The 16,147-nt window shown below is 40.5% G+C and carries 18 protein-coding genes and 2 pseudogenes; 12 read left to right on the top strand and 8 right to left on the bottom strand.

The window, feature by feature from the left end:
* A partial coding sequence (locus BJN41_RS11025; RefSeq protein WP_057073203.1) for a transposase domain-containing protein occupies positions 1 to 267 on the top strand: 267 nt, incomplete at its 5' end.
* A gap of 37 nt (positions 268 to 304) precedes the next feature.
* On the opposite strand, the pseudogene BJN41_RS11020 reads toward BJN41_RS11025, so the two are convergent.
* Positions 305 to 549: pseudogene (locus BJN41_RS11020) on the bottom strand (hypothetical protein); the annotation flags it as partial.
* A gap of 137 nt (positions 550 to 686) precedes the next feature.
* Positions 687 to 1,553, bottom strand: a complete 867-nt coding sequence (gene tehB, locus BJN41_RS11015; protein WP_070155233.1) for an SAM-dependent methyltransferase TehB — start codon at positions 1,551 to 1,553, stop codon at positions 687 to 689.
* Positions 1,554 to 1,833: 280 nt separating this feature from the next.
* Between tehB and BJN41_RS11010 the strand changes: the two genes are divergently transcribed.
* The 6 genes from BJN41_RS11010 to BJN41_RS10985 all read left to right on the top strand — a co-directional run bounded on the left by BJN41_RS11010 (position 1,834) and on the right by BJN41_RS10985 (position 6,227).
* Positions 1,834 to 2,460 (top strand): 2'-5' RNA ligase family protein, encoded by a 627-nt coding sequence (locus tag BJN41_RS11010; RefSeq protein WP_070155231.1) that lies wholly within the window; start codon positions 1,834 to 1,836, stop codon positions 2,458 to 2,460.
* Positions 2,457 to 2,975 (top strand): bifunctional adenosylcobinamide kinase/adenosylcobinamide-phosphate guanylyltransferase, encoded by a 519-nt coding sequence (cobU, locus tag BJN41_RS11005; protein WP_070155229.1) that lies wholly within the window; start codon positions 2,457 to 2,459, stop codon positions 2,973 to 2,975. The genes BJN41_RS11010 and cobU overlap by 4 nt, the downstream gene beginning before the upstream one ends.
* Entirely contained in the window at positions 2,975 to 4,033 is a 1,059-nt protein-coding gene (gene cobT / locus BJN41_RS11000; RefSeq protein WP_070155227.1) for a nicotinate-nucleotide--dimethylbenzimidazole phosphoribosyltransferase, read from the top strand. Before cobU ends, cobT begins: the two co-directional genes overlap by 1 nt.
* Positions 4,030 to 4,635, top strand: a complete 606-nt coding sequence (locus BJN41_RS10995) for a histidine phosphatase family protein (RefSeq protein ID WP_070155225.1) — start codon at positions 4,030 to 4,032, stop codon at positions 4,633 to 4,635. The genes cobT and BJN41_RS10995 overlap by 4 nt, the downstream gene beginning before the upstream one ends.
* Positions 4,632 to 5,375 carry an adenosylcobinamide-GDP ribazoletransferase gene (locus tag BJN41_RS10990; RefSeq protein ID WP_070155223.1) on the top strand — a complete coding sequence of 248 codons (744 nt, stop codon included), beginning with the start codon at positions 4,632 to 4,634 and terminating at the stop codon, positions 5,373 to 5,375. Before BJN41_RS10995 ends, BJN41_RS10990 begins: the two co-directional genes overlap by 4 nt.
* A 642-nt stretch (positions 5,376 to 6,017) precedes the next feature.
* The gene (locus BJN41_RS10985; protein WP_070155220.1) at positions 6,018 to 6,227 is read left to right on the top strand and encodes a hypothetical protein; all 210 of its coding nucleotides are present in this window, start codon (positions 6,018 to 6,020) and stop codon (positions 6,225 to 6,227) included.
* A 103-nt stretch (positions 6,228 to 6,330) separates the two neighbouring features.
* Here the strand turns inward: BJN41_RS10985 and bioB are convergent, their stop codons facing one another.
* Both bioB and queG read right to left on the bottom strand, forming a co-directional pair.
* Positions 6,331 to 7,323: a biotin synthase BioB gene (gene bioB, locus BJN41_RS10980; RefSeq protein ID WP_070155218.1), complete on the bottom strand. Its 993-nt coding sequence runs from the start codon at positions 7,321 to 7,323 to the stop codon at positions 6,331 to 6,333.
* Positions 7,324 to 7,611: 288 nt separating this feature from the next.
* A complete protein-coding gene (gene queG / locus BJN41_RS10975; RefSeq protein ID WP_070155216.1) occupies positions 7,612 to 8,712 on the bottom strand; it encodes a tRNA epoxyqueuosine(34) reductase QueG in 1,101 nt (366 codons plus the stop codon).
* Between the two features lie 21 nt (positions 8,713 to 8,733).
* Here queG and BJN41_RS10970 point away from each other — a divergent pair, with 21 nt between their 5' ends.
* Positions 8,734 to 10,254 (top strand): bifunctional ADP-dependent NAD(P)H-hydrate dehydratase/NAD(P)H-hydrate epimerase, encoded by a 1,521-nt coding sequence (locus BJN41_RS10970; RefSeq protein ID WP_070155214.1) that lies wholly within the window; start codon positions 8,734 to 8,736, stop codon positions 10,252 to 10,254.
* Between the two features lie 24 nt (positions 10,255 to 10,278).
* On the opposite strand, the gene ruvC is transcribed toward BJN41_RS10970, so the two are convergent.
* Positions 10,279 to 10,824, bottom strand: a complete 546-nt coding sequence (gene ruvC / locus BJN41_RS10965) for a crossover junction endodeoxyribonuclease RuvC (RefSeq protein ID WP_070155212.1) — start codon at positions 10,822 to 10,824, stop codon at positions 10,279 to 10,281.
* 237 nt (positions 10,825 to 11,061) lie between these two features.
* Here ruvC and BJN41_RS15995 point away from each other — a divergent pair.
* From BJN41_RS15995 to BJN41_RS10950, 3 genes and pseudogenes are all read left to right on the top strand, one after another.
* A pseudogene (locus BJN41_RS15995) lies at positions 11,062 to 11,401 on the top strand (YkvA family protein).
* A gap of 168 nt (positions 11,402 to 11,569) precedes the next feature.
* A complete protein-coding gene (locus tag BJN41_RS10955; protein WP_070155210.1) occupies positions 11,570 to 12,145 on the top strand; it encodes an FxsA family protein in 576 nt (191 codons plus the stop codon).
* A gap of 156 nt (positions 12,146 to 12,301) precedes the next feature.
* The gene (locus BJN41_RS10950) at positions 12,302 to 12,937 is read left to right on the top strand and encodes a LysE family transporter (RefSeq protein ID WP_070155208.1); all 636 of its coding nucleotides are present in this window, start codon (positions 12,302 to 12,304) and stop codon (positions 12,935 to 12,937) included.
* A gap of 19 nt (positions 12,938 to 12,956) precedes the next feature.
* On the opposite strand, the gene BJN41_RS10945 is transcribed toward BJN41_RS10950, so the two are convergent.
* Positions 12,957 to 13,166, bottom strand: coding sequence for a hypothetical protein (locus BJN41_RS10945; RefSeq protein ID WP_070155206.1), 210 nt, complete (start codon positions 13,164 to 13,166; stop codon positions 12,957 to 12,959).
* Between the two features lie 308 nt (positions 13,167 to 13,474).
* Between BJN41_RS10945 and BJN41_RS10940 the strand changes: the two genes are divergently transcribed.
* Entirely contained in the window at positions 13,475 to 13,708 is a 234-nt protein-coding gene (locus BJN41_RS10940; protein ID WP_070155204.1) for a hypothetical protein, read from the top strand.
* Between the two features lie 104 nt (positions 13,709 to 13,812).
* Here the strand turns inward: BJN41_RS10940 and BJN41_RS10935 are convergent, their stop codons facing one another.
* Together BJN41_RS10935 and metK are read right to left on the bottom strand one after the other, a co-directional pair.
* The gene (locus tag BJN41_RS10935) at positions 13,813 to 14,070 is read right to left on the bottom strand and encodes a YdhR family protein (RefSeq protein WP_264754241.1); all 258 of its coding nucleotides are present in this window, start codon (positions 14,068 to 14,070) and stop codon (positions 13,813 to 13,815) included.
* Positions 14,071 to 14,326: 256 nt separating this feature from the next.
* Positions 14,327 to 15,493: a methionine adenosyltransferase gene (gene metK / locus BJN41_RS10930; RefSeq protein WP_019837396.1), complete on the bottom strand. Its 1,167-nt coding sequence runs from the start codon at positions 15,491 to 15,493 to the stop codon at positions 14,327 to 14,329.
* Between the last annotated feature and the right edge of the window lie 654 nt (positions 15,494 to 16,147).

The following is a 16,147-nucleotide window of genomic DNA, read 5'->3' as shown; positions in this document are numbered from 1 at the left end:
TTGGATGATGGCAATCTACCGATTTGCAATAATTGGGTCGAGAATCAGATGCGTCCCTGGGCCTTAGGACGCAAGAACTGGCTGTTTGCAGGCTCGCTGCGCAGTGGTCAACGAGCTGCCAATATCATGACTTTAATCCAGTCAGCAAAGCTGAATGGCCTGGATCCGTATGCCTATTTAAGTGATGTGCTGAAAAGGCTGCCGACGCATAAAGTGACCCAAATAGAAGAATTACTGCCACACCGCTGGAAATCCGACCAAAATTAAAAAATAGGCATGGGATTCAGCGGACGCTTACGCAAGTTTCAACATTTCCTCCAGTCAACGTCACTTTTAACTTTTGCCCTTTTTAGCATAAAATTTGTAGGAATCATACTTGTATCCATCTATCCTTCCGTAATAATTTGCAGAGTAAGCTTTTTTTGCAAACTTAACTACAACAGTCTTTCGTATATCATTGTTATCATTTGCAAGTACGGCAGGGCTAAGCATAGTTAAAGTTAGGGCCATACAAGCACCAACTAGTAATTTCGTATTCGCTATTTTCATAAGGTTACCTTAATAATTTGTATACCTCACTACATAATAACATATGAAGCCTTGATCCTAGGCAGTATCAAGGACAAACAACTCCTCGTTTGCAAGCAGCTAAAAAAGATCATTTATTTCAAATTTCTTTTGTAATTCTACTTTTTCCTCGCCAACAATGTCGCAAAACGCTGTTTAATTCGATTACCATCTGCATCCGTACGGTGCAATTCACCGACATTTTCATTGTATTTCACAATATCCCAATCAGCATAAAAAGCACTTAACTCACCCGCTTTAAAACTAAAAGGGAAGTCCTGTTGCACAGGGTAATCTTCAGTATTCATCGCGCAAACAACTAAGTTAAAGCCTTGAGGTTTGGTCGCTTGCTGCATATGCTGAATAAGGGGAGGGATAGTTTCAGGCGCCAAAAACATCATTACTACTATACAGTTGATGAAGTCATATTCACCAGTAATAGTGGCATCCTGGTTGAAATCCCGAACAGCAGTTTGAATAGATGAAATCTGTTCTGCAGCAATAATTTCATTTAATTTTTGGATACTCACTGGGTTCACATCCCAAGCATCCACTTGAAAACCATTTTGGCTCAAATACAGTGCATTTCGGCCTGTACCACAGCCAACATCCAAAGCTTTACCCGCGTTTAACTGCGGAAGCGCCTCTAAAATTTCAGAATGTGTTGGGCTTAATTTGTATTTTTTAACAAAATAATCTTGAGGCAAACAATAAAAACTGAGCTGACATTCAATATCATCACTGGCAGATACAATTTTATGCCACACTTGTGGTTCAATAAAAGGTGGTTGATTTTCCACAGAAAAAATATGCTCAGATTGTACTTCACCAGATTCTTGCAGCATCGAAAAATGCAATTTGCCTTTTAAAATAGTCAACTTTGCCCATGTGCCGACTTGGGTATTGTGTTGTTTTTTGAACCCTTGTGGAATTGAGTCATAATTCCAAATTGGAAGTTGCTTATAACAGATCAATTCTTGTTGCATCATAAACTCCAGTTGAGCCAATTCTGATGAGGTAAAACTTCATACTGATTCGGGTCTTATATAGATGGGTAAATATCATCCACATCTCAGCATAACATTGCAGACCTGTTTCAGCTATCTTCTGAATTTTATTCATCTCATTAAAACTAAAATTATTTAAACAACGTAGATGGCTAAAAATACCAAACTGAAAAAATATTCACCATAAATTGCATGATTTTCATGTCTATTCAGTTGTGAATGTTTTACCATAAGCCGTTTAAATTCATTGAATTATTCCGTGTTTATTCAAGCCAATCAGTACGTTATTCCAACACAGCAGCACGATTATCCTGAATGGCATCGTGGGCGTGAGTGTTATGCACTTTGGTATTTGACTGTTCAAAATCTAGATTTAGAGCGCTATTTACAAGAATTAAAACAGCAATTTTCAGACGTGTTATTTCGCCCAAACACACGTCAGTTTCATATCACTTTATATATTTGTGGGTTTTATGCAGCAAAAAAATATTGGGAAGATGACTTTCTCGAATCACAATTTCAACAACAAGTTCAGGCCTTACAGCAGATGCAACTCAAGCCTTTTCAACTAAAAGTGGGCGGCATTAATAGCTTTGACAGTGCTTTATTTGTAGAGGTGCGGGACCAATCACAGCAACTGGCACACATACGTCAGGCACTTGGCGTTGGCGGGGCTGAAATCGCAGCCTTGCAGTATCATCCACATATTACTTTGGGCTTATATCAAACAGCGTGTTCAACTAATTTGATTTTGCAGCGTATTCAAAATCTCCCTGTGCACTATTTCGATTTAGATATCCAGCATTTAAATTTTGGTTATTATCAGGCACACACTTTACAAGGTCGGTTATTTAGCACGCATCAATTTCCTTTGGAGCAAATGTGATTCAATTTATTTTGGGTGGTGCACGTTCGGGTAAAAGCCGTTTGGCTGAACAAATCGCGCAGCAACTTGGCAAAACCGTCATTTATGTGGCAACCGCCCAAGCGGGCGATGCAGAAATGCAGGCGCGGATTCAGCATCATCGACAACAGCGTCCGCAGACTTGGCAGTTGTGCGAAGAGCCTTTGTATTTAGCGCAGCAATTAAAGGTGTTGGATCATCCTAATACTGTGATTTTAGTGGATTGCCTAACCTTGTGGATGAGTAATTTGTTGATGCAATCTGCAGAAAACTTTGCCGAACAACAAATTTCAGCATTGCTAGAAGTTTTACCTCACTTACAAGCCGATATTATTTTAGTGAGTAATGAAACAGGTTTGGGCGTTGTGCCTATGGGGGAGATAACCCGAAAATTTGTTGATGAAACAGGGCGATTACATCAGCAATTAGGGGGGATTGCAGACAAAGTCCTGTTTTGCGTGGCAGGTTTTCCAATGCTTTTAAAAGGAGAGAATTAATGACTTGGTGGTTTGCAGCGTGTCAAAAGCCGAACGAACACATGAAACAGCAGGCAATTGCACGTCAACTTCAATTGACCAAACCCACAGGTTCACTGGCAATATTGGAAAATATTGCGATTCAATTGGCAGCTTTGCAAGGCACAACGCAGCCACACATTAAACGTCCGTGGATATGTATTTTCGCGGGCGATCATGGCGTGATGGAGGAAAATATTTCTGCCTATCCACAAGCGGTGACTAGGCAGATGCTACAAAATTTTGCTACGGGTTGGGCATGTATCAGCGTCATCGCCCGACAATATCAGGCGCATTTGCAAGTGGTCGATTGCGGTACGGTTGGGGATGCCTACGAATATGCAGGAGTCGAACGGCATTGTATTCGTGCAGGCACAGCGAATTTTGCCAAAGCCTGTGCCATGACTGAACAAGAGTGTGCAGATGCGATGGCGCTTGGACGCCAAAGTGTGGAAGATGCCATTGCACAGCAGGCCTCGATTTATGTCGCAGGTGAAATGGGCATCGGAAATACTTGTTCGGCATCAGCTTTATCTTGCTTTTTATTACAAGAACCTGCTGAAGCCTTGACTGGAGTAGGCACAGGAATTGACACTGCGCAATTGCAACATAAAAAACAGGTGATTGATGCTGCTTTAGCTCTGCATCAAAATTATGTACAACATGATGCTTTTAAAGCTTTATGTGCAGTGGGTGGATTGGAAATCGCTGCAATGGTAGGTGCGTATATTCGCTGTGCACAGTTGGGCTTGCCGATGGTGGTCGATGGTTTTATCAGCAGTGCTGCTGCATTAGTTGCCGTGCGTTTAAATCCTCAAGTCCGTGAATGGATGTTATTTGGGCACCAATCGGCTGAATTTGGACATCGTCGCTTATTAGAAGCCTTAGATGCACAAGCCTTGCTGCATCTAAATTTACGTTTAGGTGAGGGGAGTGGCGCGGGAGCTGCATTGGGCATCATTCAACTGGCCTGCGCCTTGCATAATCAAATGGCGACTTTTGCTGAAGCCGCGGTTATAGGTGAGAAAGTATCTTCATGATCATGTTGGATTTGTTAAGACATGGCGAAACTGAGTTGGGACATACTTTGCGTGGTTCAACCGATGATGCTTTGACTTTAGAAGGTTGGCAAGACATGCAGCGGACTTTAGACACGGCAATATCTACAGGGCAACGATGGGATATGGTGGCGAGTTCACCTTTACAGCGCTGCTTACAAGTTGCCCAGTTCGTTGCTCAAGCACAACAATTACCACTGTATATTGATGCACAATTTCAGGAAATGCATTTTGGTGAATGGGAAGCAATTTCCACCCAAGCTTTATATGAACAATACCCTGAAGATTTAGCTAAATTTTGGATCACACCGACCCAGTTTGCTCCACCACAAGCAGAATCTTTACTCAATTTTCAGCAGCGTGTTTTGCAAGGTTTGTCCGATCTAAACCAATATTTACAACAACTTGAGCAACAACCTAAACGTGTGCTATTGGTCACGCATGGCGGGGTAATTAAACTGCTCAAAGTATTGGCGCAGAAACACCCCTTAGATGATATTTTAAAAATGTCTGCAGCGTTGGGGCAATTGAGTTCATTCCAATTACATCCCAATGGCACGATTGCTATGCAGGGACAAACATGACACCTTTTTGGATCGCTTTGCAATTCCTGAGTACTTTCCCTGTTTCTTTAAAACAGATGCCAACTGCAGCGCAAAACGCACAATCATTGTTGTTTTATCCGCTTGTTGGCTTATTAATCGGGGCTTTGCTTTGGGGAATGGCGCATTTATTGCAATTTCTGCCTTTGGTGCTCAGTAGCAGCTTAATTTTAGTGCTCTGGATTTGGCTAACAGGCGGTTTACATTTAGATGGACTGGCGGATACTGCCGATGCATGGGTCGGCGGTTTTGGCGATCCTGAACGTAGCTTAGACATCATGAAAGATCCAAGCAGCGGCCCGATTGGGGTGTTGAGTTTGCTGATCTGCTGCTTATTAAAATGGTCTGCACTGTATGTATTGCTTGAGCAACAGTATTTAGCGTTTTTGCTGTTTGTACCTGTATTAGGACGATTAAGTGCTTTGGTTTTATTTTTAAGCACGCCTTATTTGCGTGCCAACGGTTTGGGTACTTCTATTCAGGCGAATTTACCCAAAATAGGCACAAAAATTGTGATTGCATTGACCTTGTTTGCTACTGTGTTTTGGGGATGGATGGGCTTGGTGGCCGTTCTGACTTTTATTCTCAGCACCTTGTATTTGCGATATAAATTTATGCAGCGTTTAGGTGGAATTACAGGCGATACCGTTGGCGCGAGTATTGAAATAACAGAAAGCATGATGTTATTGGCTATTGCGATTCTTTGGTTTTTAATACATTAGCTTTTAAACATTTTTTTCTTGTTTCAAGCGCGTTAAAAATTTATATAAATTAAGTGATTGAATTTGCATGTATTTATGCACTCAATTTTAGCCAACATGTAGATGAATTTGTCATTTGTCGGAAAGTTTCTAAATTAGATTTGCAATTTTTTTAAATTATGATAATAGTAATTTATATCTATCAGCCTTGATGGCATTTGTATCTCAGGATGAGATCACAAACGTGATGTATAAATTTCAAAAGGAATGTCATTTATGATCAAACTGTTAAAGAAAATTTTCTGTATCCATATTTATGAATATGACGCAATGGAAGAAATCGGGGCGCATTTAGAGTGTCGCAAGTGTGGGGATTCTAAGACACAATAATGTTAAGTATTGAATCTGTATTAACACCCAGTGAGTCTCTATGGCTCACTTTTTTATTTTAGGCTAACAGCTTGAATATTTTGTTTAATCTTGCCTGCATTTATTCATCTTAAAACTAGATTTATCATTCCCGCAGCTTTGCTAGAGATACTTTTTATCCTGTGCGGTTTGGTTTATGCAAGCGTGATTAAATTTTCTATCTTCTGCATACTTTATCCGACTAAGTATTCCGCTTAAAATCTCGTAATCAGAAATATTGCACCGACCGTATCTATGACTAAAAACTTTCAAGAAAAAACGTATATTGTAGATGACAATCTGACAGATACTTTGACTTGGTTGCTGCATCATCAGGATTGTTACGATCGGTTTTATTATGATGCGATTCAGCAACAACTGACGGTAGAACATGCCAACGGGGTAGATATCATTAAAGCAGGGCAGTATTTGAATGCCAGTTACGGAATTTTAATCACTTCTTAAAAGCATTGCCGAACAGACTTATTTTGCTGCATAAAGATTAAATGTGACACAAAAAACAAAGTCCCTTTACGGGACTTTTATATTTGGATGGAAGCCAAGAACTTTAAGCCATTGCCATCGCATCTACCGACAATTCCGAAACCGTTGGCTTGGCACGTTCAGGAACTAAACCTAGTTTTTGGAACAATTGTTTGTCTTTGCCTTCGCCTGCGTTTGGTGTGGTCAACAGCTTTTCACCTGAGAATAACGAGTTCGCACCTGCCATAAATGCCAGTGCCTGATCTGAGTCAGACAACGATTCACGTCCTGCAGATAAACGAATATAACTGTTTGGCATAATAATACGCGCCACTGCAATAGTACGAATCCATTCAATGACATCCAGTTTTTCGACTTTAGCCAGTGGTGTGCCTTCAATTGGAACCAACATATTGATTGGCACAGATTCAGGGTGCAACGGCAAAGTTGCCAATTCATGCAATAAACCAATACGGTCTTGAGTGTCTTCACCTAAACCAACAATACCGCCACTGCACACTTTCATGCCTGTTTGACGGACAATATCCAATGTATTTAGGCGGTCATCAAAGCTACGGGTACTGATTACATTAGGATAATATTCACGCGAGGTGTCTAGGTTGTGGTTGTAATAATCTAAGCCTGCATCTTTTAAACGTTCTGCCTGAGATTGGTTTAACATCCCCAAAGTCATGCAAGTTTCTAAGCCGAGTGCTTTGACTTCACGCACCATTTCTAAAACATACGGCATATCGCGTTCATGCGGATTACGCCATGCAGCGCCCATACAAAAACGTGAAGAACCTGATGCTAAAGCTTCTTTAGCCTCTTGAATGACTTTATCAACCGCAATGCGTTTTTCAGCTTCAAGCTGTGAATCATAATGTGCAGACTGCGAGCAATATTTGCAGTCCTCAGGGCATTTACCTGTTTTAATCGATAATAAGGTACTGACTTGTACAGTATTGGCAGCAAAATGTTGGCGATGCACACGCTGTGCTTCAAAGACTAAATCCAGAAAAGGCTGTTCGTATAACTGCTGAATTTCTTCTCGAGTCCAATCATTGCGTACTGACATAAGTAAAAGTCCATGATCCCTATTATTCATAGTCTGTATCATACACAAATAGTTTGAATCAGAAAGGCATAATCTCCCAATTTCATAGTAAATATTCAACAGAATAAAAATAAAATCATGCAGTCTATTTAGTTGCAAACTTAAGCAATTTTTCTGATATTTCGCTGCAAAATTTATTTTTATGGATTATTATTTTGCTATGAATTGGTTGCTAAAATTTAGTTAATTGCATAAATTGGCAAGAAAGCTGCACTCAAAATATCGCACTATTTTGGTTGTTATTTTTGTTTAAATTTTAGGCTGTTTAAGCAATTGTTCCTGAATGGCCCAATCCATATGGATTTGCACAATCTCATCATGCTGTGCTCGCGTTTGCTGCAAAGTTTGCAAAATCTGTGCTGAAAAAGGGGCATTTCCAAGCCCGATGGCAATATTACGCATAAAACTTTGATAGCCTGTGCGACGCAATGGACTACCTTCAGTTTTGGCTAAAAACGTACTTTCATCCCATTGCCATAAATCTAGCAAGCTGACCTGATCTAAGGCATGTCGAGGATGAAAATCATCCACCGTGGTGACTTGGGCAAAGCTATTCCACGGGCAAATCAGTTGGCAATCATCACAACCAAACACACGATTACCAATGCCACGGCGTAATTCTTCAGGAATGACACCTTGATATTCAATGGTTAAATAAGCGATACATTTGCGCGCATCCAACATATAAGGTTCAACAATGGCCTGTGTTGGGCAAATGTCGATGCAGGCTGTGCAAGAACCGCAATGCGAAGTTGCAGGTGCATCAAAAGGTAAATCTAGTGAAGTAAACAACTCACCCAATACAAAAAAAGATCCAGATTTTTTATGAATTAGTAAGGTGTGTTTGCCTGTCCAACCCATGCCTGCACTTTCTGCAAGCGACTTTTCAAAAATTGGGGCTGAGTCGGCAAAAGGGCGTGATTCAAACTCGCCCACTTTTTCACGAATACGTGTCGCAAGGGTTTTTAGGCGTCCGCGCATGACTTTGTGATAATCGCGTCCACGTGCATAACGGGCTATAATTGCAGAATTAGGTGCATCGGGAATATGTCGTGGACGTGGTGTTTCCACCAAATAATTCATGCGCACACAAATAATGCTTTTGGTATTCGGGACTAATAGTGTGGGATTGGCGCGCTTGTCTAAATTTTCTTCTAGAAACTTCATATCGCCATGATAGCCACGTTTTAAATATTCCTGAAAACGTGCTAATTCTGCTTGAGCATCTGGTTTGGCAATGACACAATCAGCAAAACCAAGCGCCAAAGCTTGCGCTTTAATCCACGTTTTCAAGGCGACTGGATCGTCTTGATACAGAGAAATTTGTGCTGAAGTGGTGGATTTTGCCATAACAAAATAGAAGGGAAGAAAATGCCGCAGCAAGTGTACCATAGCCCTGTTTATCATAGCCAAAGTATTCAAGCGTGGGAGCAACGCTGGTTTGCTCGCCAAAACAGTTCTTATGGTTTAATGCAGCAAGTAGCGTGGACACTGCATTTACAACTTCGCAAAATTTTTGCAGCACAGCCATCTACAATACAAAAAATTGCCGTGTGTTGTGGAAAAGGCAATAACGCAGGTGATGGCTATTTAACTGCAAAATATTTAAAACAAGCTGGTTTTCAAGTCGATATTTATGCTGCCACGCGCGGTACATCGGCAGATTTACATCAGGCTTTTTTAGAAGCTGAGCCAGAACAATTTAATATAATTCAAGGTTTTGCATTCCAGAAAAAATATGACTGCTACATTGATGCATTATTTGGTATTGGTTTAGATCGTCCTTTAAATGATGAATGGCAGTCGATTATTCACACAATGAATCAACAAGCAGGCTTAAAAATTGCGGTTGATATTCCAAGCGGTTTAAATGCCAACACGGGGCAGCCATTGCCATGCGCGATTAAAGCTGATTACACCTTTACAGCCTTAGGCTTGAAAGCAGGCCTATTTACAGGGCAAGCACAGGAATATACGGGGCAAGTCGATGTGTTGGATTTGATTCCCGTTGATGCAGAACTCAAAGCTTTGGCAAAACTCACTTCAACGACGATTCAACTACCCGCGCGGCAGGCTTTTGGACACAAAGGCAGTTATGGGCATGTGTTGATTGTGGGCGGGCATGCACAAATGGGTGGTGCGGTAATGATGGCTGCAGAAGCCGCATCGAGCGCAGGTGCAGGGAAAGTGACCGTAGTTTGTCATGCTAAACATCATGTGGCGATTTTAAGCCGTGCGCCAAATTTAATGTTGCGGGATATAGATGCACTGACAGGTGCAGAAATTCAACATTTAATTTCACAGGTCGATGCCGTGAGTTTAGGGGTGGGACTAGGACGAGATGCTTGGGCGGAACAGCATTATGCAGACTGGTTTGCTGCACTCAATCAGTCCGAGGTAGAAGTGGTTTACGATGCCGATGCCTTATGGTTTTTGGCCAAGCAAGCGCATTCATTGCATCAACCAGCCCAATTAAAACTAAATAGTTATGCCACACCTCATTCAGGTGAAGCTGCGACCTTGCTGAATACTACGGTTGCAGCCATTGAAGCAGACCGTATTACTGCGATTCAGCAATTGCAGCAACGCTATGCAGGCGAATGGGTGTTAAAAGGTTCTGGCAGTTTGACTTTGCAAGCAGCATCTACAGAACCGCAAACTAGCGCATTGTGGATTTGTACCGCAGGCAATCCTGGTATGGGTACAGGCGGTATGGGCGATGTGTTGGCAGGTATGATCGCCAGTTTAAAAGCTCAGTTTCACAATCAAATTCAATTACATGAAATTGTCATGTTACATGCCTTGGCAGGGGATATGTTGGCACAGCAGGGTATGCGCGGTTTGCAGGCACAGCACATGAGCCAAGCGATTTATCAGGTTGTAAATCAGTAAAATATAAGCGATGACGACACTGATTTATCGACGTCTGGAATTTGAGCGACTACGTCCACGTGCCATACCGCCCAGGGCGTTTAGCACAGCGAACTTGGTCATGCTACCCGATGCGTGAGCATGACAAATTGCAGCAGCCAAAGCATCGGCAGCATCTTGTTGGGGTTTGATGGTTAGATTTAATAATTTCATGACCATCATTTGCACTTGTTCTTTATCGGCAGCGCCATAACCCACGACAGACTGTTTAATTTGGCGTGCGGTATATTCAGCCACTTGTAAATCTAAATTTACTAAAGCGGCAATCGCTGCACCACGAGCCTGTCCCAATTTCAAGGCTGAGTCTGGGTTTTGCGCCATAAACACTTGTTCAACTGCAGCTTCAGTCGGGCCGTGAAATTTCACAATCCGTTCAATCCCTGCAAAAATTCGTTTTAAGCGCTCAGGCATTTCACTGGTTTCGGTGCGAATGGTTCCTGCATCTACAAAACGTAATTTAGCACCATCACGTTCAATAATGCCGTAGCCCGTTAGACGAGAACCAGGGTCGATTCCAATAATAAGTGACATGCCAAGCCTTAAAAATTACATCAAGTTGAATTATAGGAGTTTAAATCTCTTTTGTGTGGAGTAATTTCAAAACATTCGGTCAGTAAGATGCCATTTAAACAATTAGAATGTTTACCTCGCCACATTTTCAATTTTGGACTTCATTTTATTTTAAGTTTTGAGATGTATATCTTATATATGGTAGCAAATGAGAGCGGCCATGAAGCGGATCAATAGTCTAAATAGTGTGTGAAGTAAATTAAACGAGGTGTTTATGCGTTTTGCTTTGCAGCACGTCATCCTGAAATACCTTTCAAGGTAAAGCTTTTGGCATTGTTGGTCGCTGCTTATGCCATTTCTCCCATTGATTTGATTCCAGATTTTATACCTGTTTTGGGCTATTTAGATGACCTGATTTTAGTGCAATTGGGCATCATGTTGGTATTAGTGCCTGCCGAAGTAATGCAGCGCTGTTGTTTACGAACCGTTGCGATCAGTCAAAAATCCAAGGAGTTATATCGCAGCATCGGTTTTTATTGCGTTGAGGTTACTGTTAGCATATGCCGCGTATTTTTATCTTTATCGTTCAAATATATAGACGTATTGACTCTGTTATTAGGTAATGATGAAAATATTAATGACAGACATAACCTTTAAAAATACAATAATGCCCATATTGAAACAACAGCGAATCAAAAAAGCTTGATCCCGATGAAGCACTTGATTACTGCATTTTATTTATTTTATTGAGATTAGATTAATTTTCATGAAATTATTTCTTATTGTTCTAATTGGCTTAGTTCTTGAAGTCTTCGTCTGGATTGGTGTGGGCGACCTAGTGGGGAGCATGTGGTACGTGTTCTTTTGGTTTGTTGCTGCTTTCTTCATTGGTTTGAACTTGATTCGTAAATATTCTGCAGGCGTGATGCCGCAAATGCAGCAAATGCAAATGGGGCAGATGAGTGCCGATCCTGCGCTGAGCAATAATTTACCTAAAATTTTTGCGGGTTTTTTATTGATGATTCCAGGATTAATTAGCGATGTTTTAGCATTGCTGGTGATGATTCCTGCCGTACAAAATGCCTTTAAAGCGGCAATGATGAAAGCCATGATGAAACGTCAGCAAGCCATGATGGATCAAATGATGGGTGGCATGATGGGCGATATGAATAGCACGGGTAGAGCAGGTCAAAACCCGTTTGCAGATCTAATGCGCCAAGTGCAAGACATGCAAAATCAGCAGAGCGGTGGCCGTGATTCCAGTATTATTGATGGTGAGGCTCGCGAAATTACCCCTGAGGCGAAAAAAATTGAAATGAAAGATGTTAATCCACCTAAATAATATGGATGACGCTTGAGATAAAACCGAATCGCGCTGATTCGGTTTTTTTATGTATGTTTTTTGATGAATGTTCAAATATTGAGAGGCTATTTAAAGCTTTATTCATTCTCTTGCTGCACAAGGTTTAATCGGAATTTCAATTCTCCTGATGTATTTATGTCTTTGTTATTCACCATTTGTGCGTTGCATTTTGTGGCACAGCTTAGTCCAGGCCCCGATGTTTTATTAATTGCCAAAAGTGCAGCCAGCAATACCCGTCGTAATACCTTGCAGATTATTGCGGGTATTTCATCTGGGATTGTAATATGGGTGGTACTGACCCTATTGGGTTTTACGGTTTTGGTGCAGCAGTTTCCTTGGATTCAGCAAGTCTTAATGCTGATTGGCGGTTTATTTCTTGCCAAAATGGGATGGGGCATGTTGTCGGGTGGTTGGCAGAGTTGGCAGCAGCGCAAACAGTTTGATGATACTCAAGTACAAATTCCAGCCGCAAAAAATTACTTTTTAATGGGTCTATTCACCAATTTATCTAATCCGAAAACCTTAATTTATTTTAGTAGTGTATTCGTCTTGGCGCTCAGTTCATCGGCAAGTGCATCTTTAAAAGCCCAATTGGCAGTGATTATTCCAATCCAAACCTTTGTGACATTTGCACTATTTATGTTGCTACTTTCTATACCAAAAATGAAAAAGTTATATCAGCATTCAGGTAGTTATATTGATATGGTGTCGGGTGCATTATTTTTATTGTTTGCTGTGTGGTTGTGCTTAGATGCACTGCGTATGTTTTAAAAATAAGTTTTGATGCCGATTAATCAGACTCTTTGATATCGTCCAAAACTAAATTTGATGATTTTTCATTCGGTATTTCGGTGGCAGTCGTATTTTCAGTTTTATCCAAATGATTGGGTTGATAAATACGATTTGATCGCAAAGTTGCTTCTGTATTTTCTGAACCATGGTATTTACGGCTACGGTTGGCACGTTCTCTCAAGCCGCCTTTTTTGATGAGTTGTATCACTTTAATTTTACTCCGCGTGATAAAAATATGTGCTGAAAGCCAAGCTTGAGTCTAAACTTCAAGTAATCGAGCATGCATAATTTTAGCATGGCATACTTATTTTAGATGGATAAAGTGACTGATTATTCAAAAATACGATTTGCGTGAAGAACAGAACTTTGACATTCTAATTTAGAAACAATTGTGTCGGCTAAATCATCTAAAAAAATGTAGGCTACAATTCACAGTTGCTTAATCATAATTACACTGCATCAGGGTAGATAGTGTAACAATAAAAACAAGAATTACAGTGAAGTAGGAGAATACCTATGCAATATCATCAGTATCGTTGCGCATGTTGCAATCGGGCGGTGGAATCATCAAAAAAAGTATGTGGTACTTGTGGTTCACACAATATTCGCAGCCCGTCTAGTATCTGGTTGTTGTGTATTTTGGCATGTTTAGCGGCAGCCGTTGTCTTTAAAGTGGTGCATATTTATTTGCAAGATTATCAAGAAGTGCCTGTGCAACAAACGGTGCTTGAAGTGATTCGTACACAATAAGTGATGTGTCTAACTTAACGCTTATTTTGTCTATACAAGATTCTAAAGAATTCTGAGTCTTAAAATGTCTCAGAATTTATTGAACTGCTTTTTTGATTCATCATTCAAAAGAATTCCCTTTTTTTCTTCAATCTAGATGAATGATTTAAAAAAAATGAGCGAATTTCAAAGTCAACTTGGTTAATGGCAGACAGGGAAGCATTCACCTCAAAAATCTTTCCATGTCTATTATTCACGCCACAACTTTCTAAACGTGCGCGATGCATTTGTAAATAGCGTTCAGCATTAGCCACATTATTCAATAGATAGATTCCGCTTGCTTCCAGAGCTTGACTATTCAATGTCCAAATTTTCCAAAGCATGCCAGTTTCTAGCTTAATACCTTCTGCAATTTCACGCTACGCTACGCTCATGCTCTCGCTAAATGAGCCTCCATAAGGGAATCTAGTTGAAGAATAACCGCCATGTTAAGCTCCTACATCATTATCTTAGATTGGCATTTTAAAATTTCATGAGTGATTTACCAAAACCTATTATTGGATATTATGGTTTGGCAGCTAAATTTTAGATATAAAAAAGCCCACCGAAGTGAGCTTAATACATCTGAAAAGTTTTACATTACAGGCCTGCAGAAGCTTTCAAGGCTTCAACTTTGTCGGTTTTTTCCCATGTAAATGCAGTGTCAGAACCTTGACGACCAAAGTGACCATAAGCCGCAGTTTGTTTATACATCGGCTGTAACAGGTTCAGCATGTTGGTAATGCCGTATGGGCGTAAATCGAAGTGTTCACGCACCAAAGCAATAATCAACTCATCTGCTACTTTTGCAGTATTGAAAGTATTTATGGAAATTGAAGTCGGCTCTGCCACACCAATAGCATAAGACACCTGAATTTCACATTTGTCTGCCAAACCCGCTGCGACAATATTTTTGGCAACGTAACGCCCTGCATAAGCAGCAGAACGGTCAACTTTAGATGGGTCTTTACCAGAGAATGCACCGCCACCATGACGCGCCATACCGCCGTAAGTATCGACAATGATTTTACGACCTGTTAGACCGCAGTCACCTACAGGGCCGCCAATCACAAACTTACCTGTTGGGTTGATGTGGAATTTGGTGTCTGCATGGAACATTTCTGCAGGAATCACTTTTTTCACAATTTCTTCAATTACAGCTTCTTTAAGCTGAATTTGCGAAATTTCAGGATCGTGTTGAGTAGATAACACCACCGCGTCTAAACGAACAGGCACACCGTTTTCATAAGCAAAAGTCACCTGACTTTTTGCATCTGGGCGTAACCACGGCAATGCACCACTGCGACGTAACTCAGCTTGCTTTTCCATTAAGCGGTGTGCATAAGAAATAGGGGCAGGCATTAACACATCAGTTTCACGGCTGGCATAACCAAACATCAAACCTTGGTCCCCCGCACCTTGATCTTCAGGCTTTTGACGGTCTACGCCTTGTGCAATTTCAGGTGATTGTTTACCAATCATGTTAATGATCGCACAAGTTGAACCATCAAAACCTAAGTCAGAATGATGGTAACCAATGCCATTTACGGTTTGACGAACAACGGCTTCAAAATCGACATTTGCAGTTGTTGTGATTTCACCTGCCAGTACAACCGCACCCGTTTTTACAAGCGTTTCACAAGCAACCCGCGCATAAGGGTCTTCTTTTAAGATTGCATCCAAAATGGCATCACTGATTTGGTCAGCCATTTTATCTGGATGGCCTTCGCTTACAGATTCCGAGGTAAATACAGCGTACTCGCGCATAAGTCCTATCACAGTTAAATTCAAAAGACGCAATATGTTACATCGAGTTAGACTTTAGGACTAGCGCATTACGACTAAATTGGCTGAATTTATTTCAATTCAATGACTTTTTATCGCATATCTTTAGCTAAAAAATAGATAAAGTATCGGTATGACTATATTGTGACTCAAAAATATTCATGTTGGCTAAAGTATGCTGTCATAATTTTAAACTAAGGAGCACCTTGTTTTTAAGTGGTGAATCATTTTTAAAAACAATATTGTAGATGGGTAATTTAAAGACTTTGAATTGACTTTATCTGCATCAAGCTGCATTTTCAAAAGCTGTTTTAAAATTTTGGACGATGGCTGTGATTCAATTTATTGTGTGAAAAGTGAATAAAATTCAAGGTGTGTTAAAATCTGTCTATTATTTCTACAGAATACTGTTGTGTTTTAACTTGTTGCTAGGCATTTGATTGGAGTTGCTGCAAGAGCGACATCACAATTCCATCCTGCGTCTATAAATTGAAATATCTATACTTTAGAATTTTGCCAAGAATAGAGCTTAACACGGCAATTAGCTATTTTCTTGTTGTTATAAACGTGATAAAACGTCTTTGAATTTGCACGAAAAATACTCTGAATGGGAATTAATGCGGAAATATTGTTGCA

The sequence above is a fragment of the Acinetobacter towneri genome, from assembly GCF_001758345.1.
GTDB lineage: Bacteria > Pseudomonadota > Gammaproteobacteria > Pseudomonadales > Moraxellaceae > Acinetobacter > Acinetobacter towneri_A.
The sequence above is the reverse complement of the archived record's forward strand: the minus strand, read 5'-3'. Positions and strand labels throughout refer to the sequence as shown.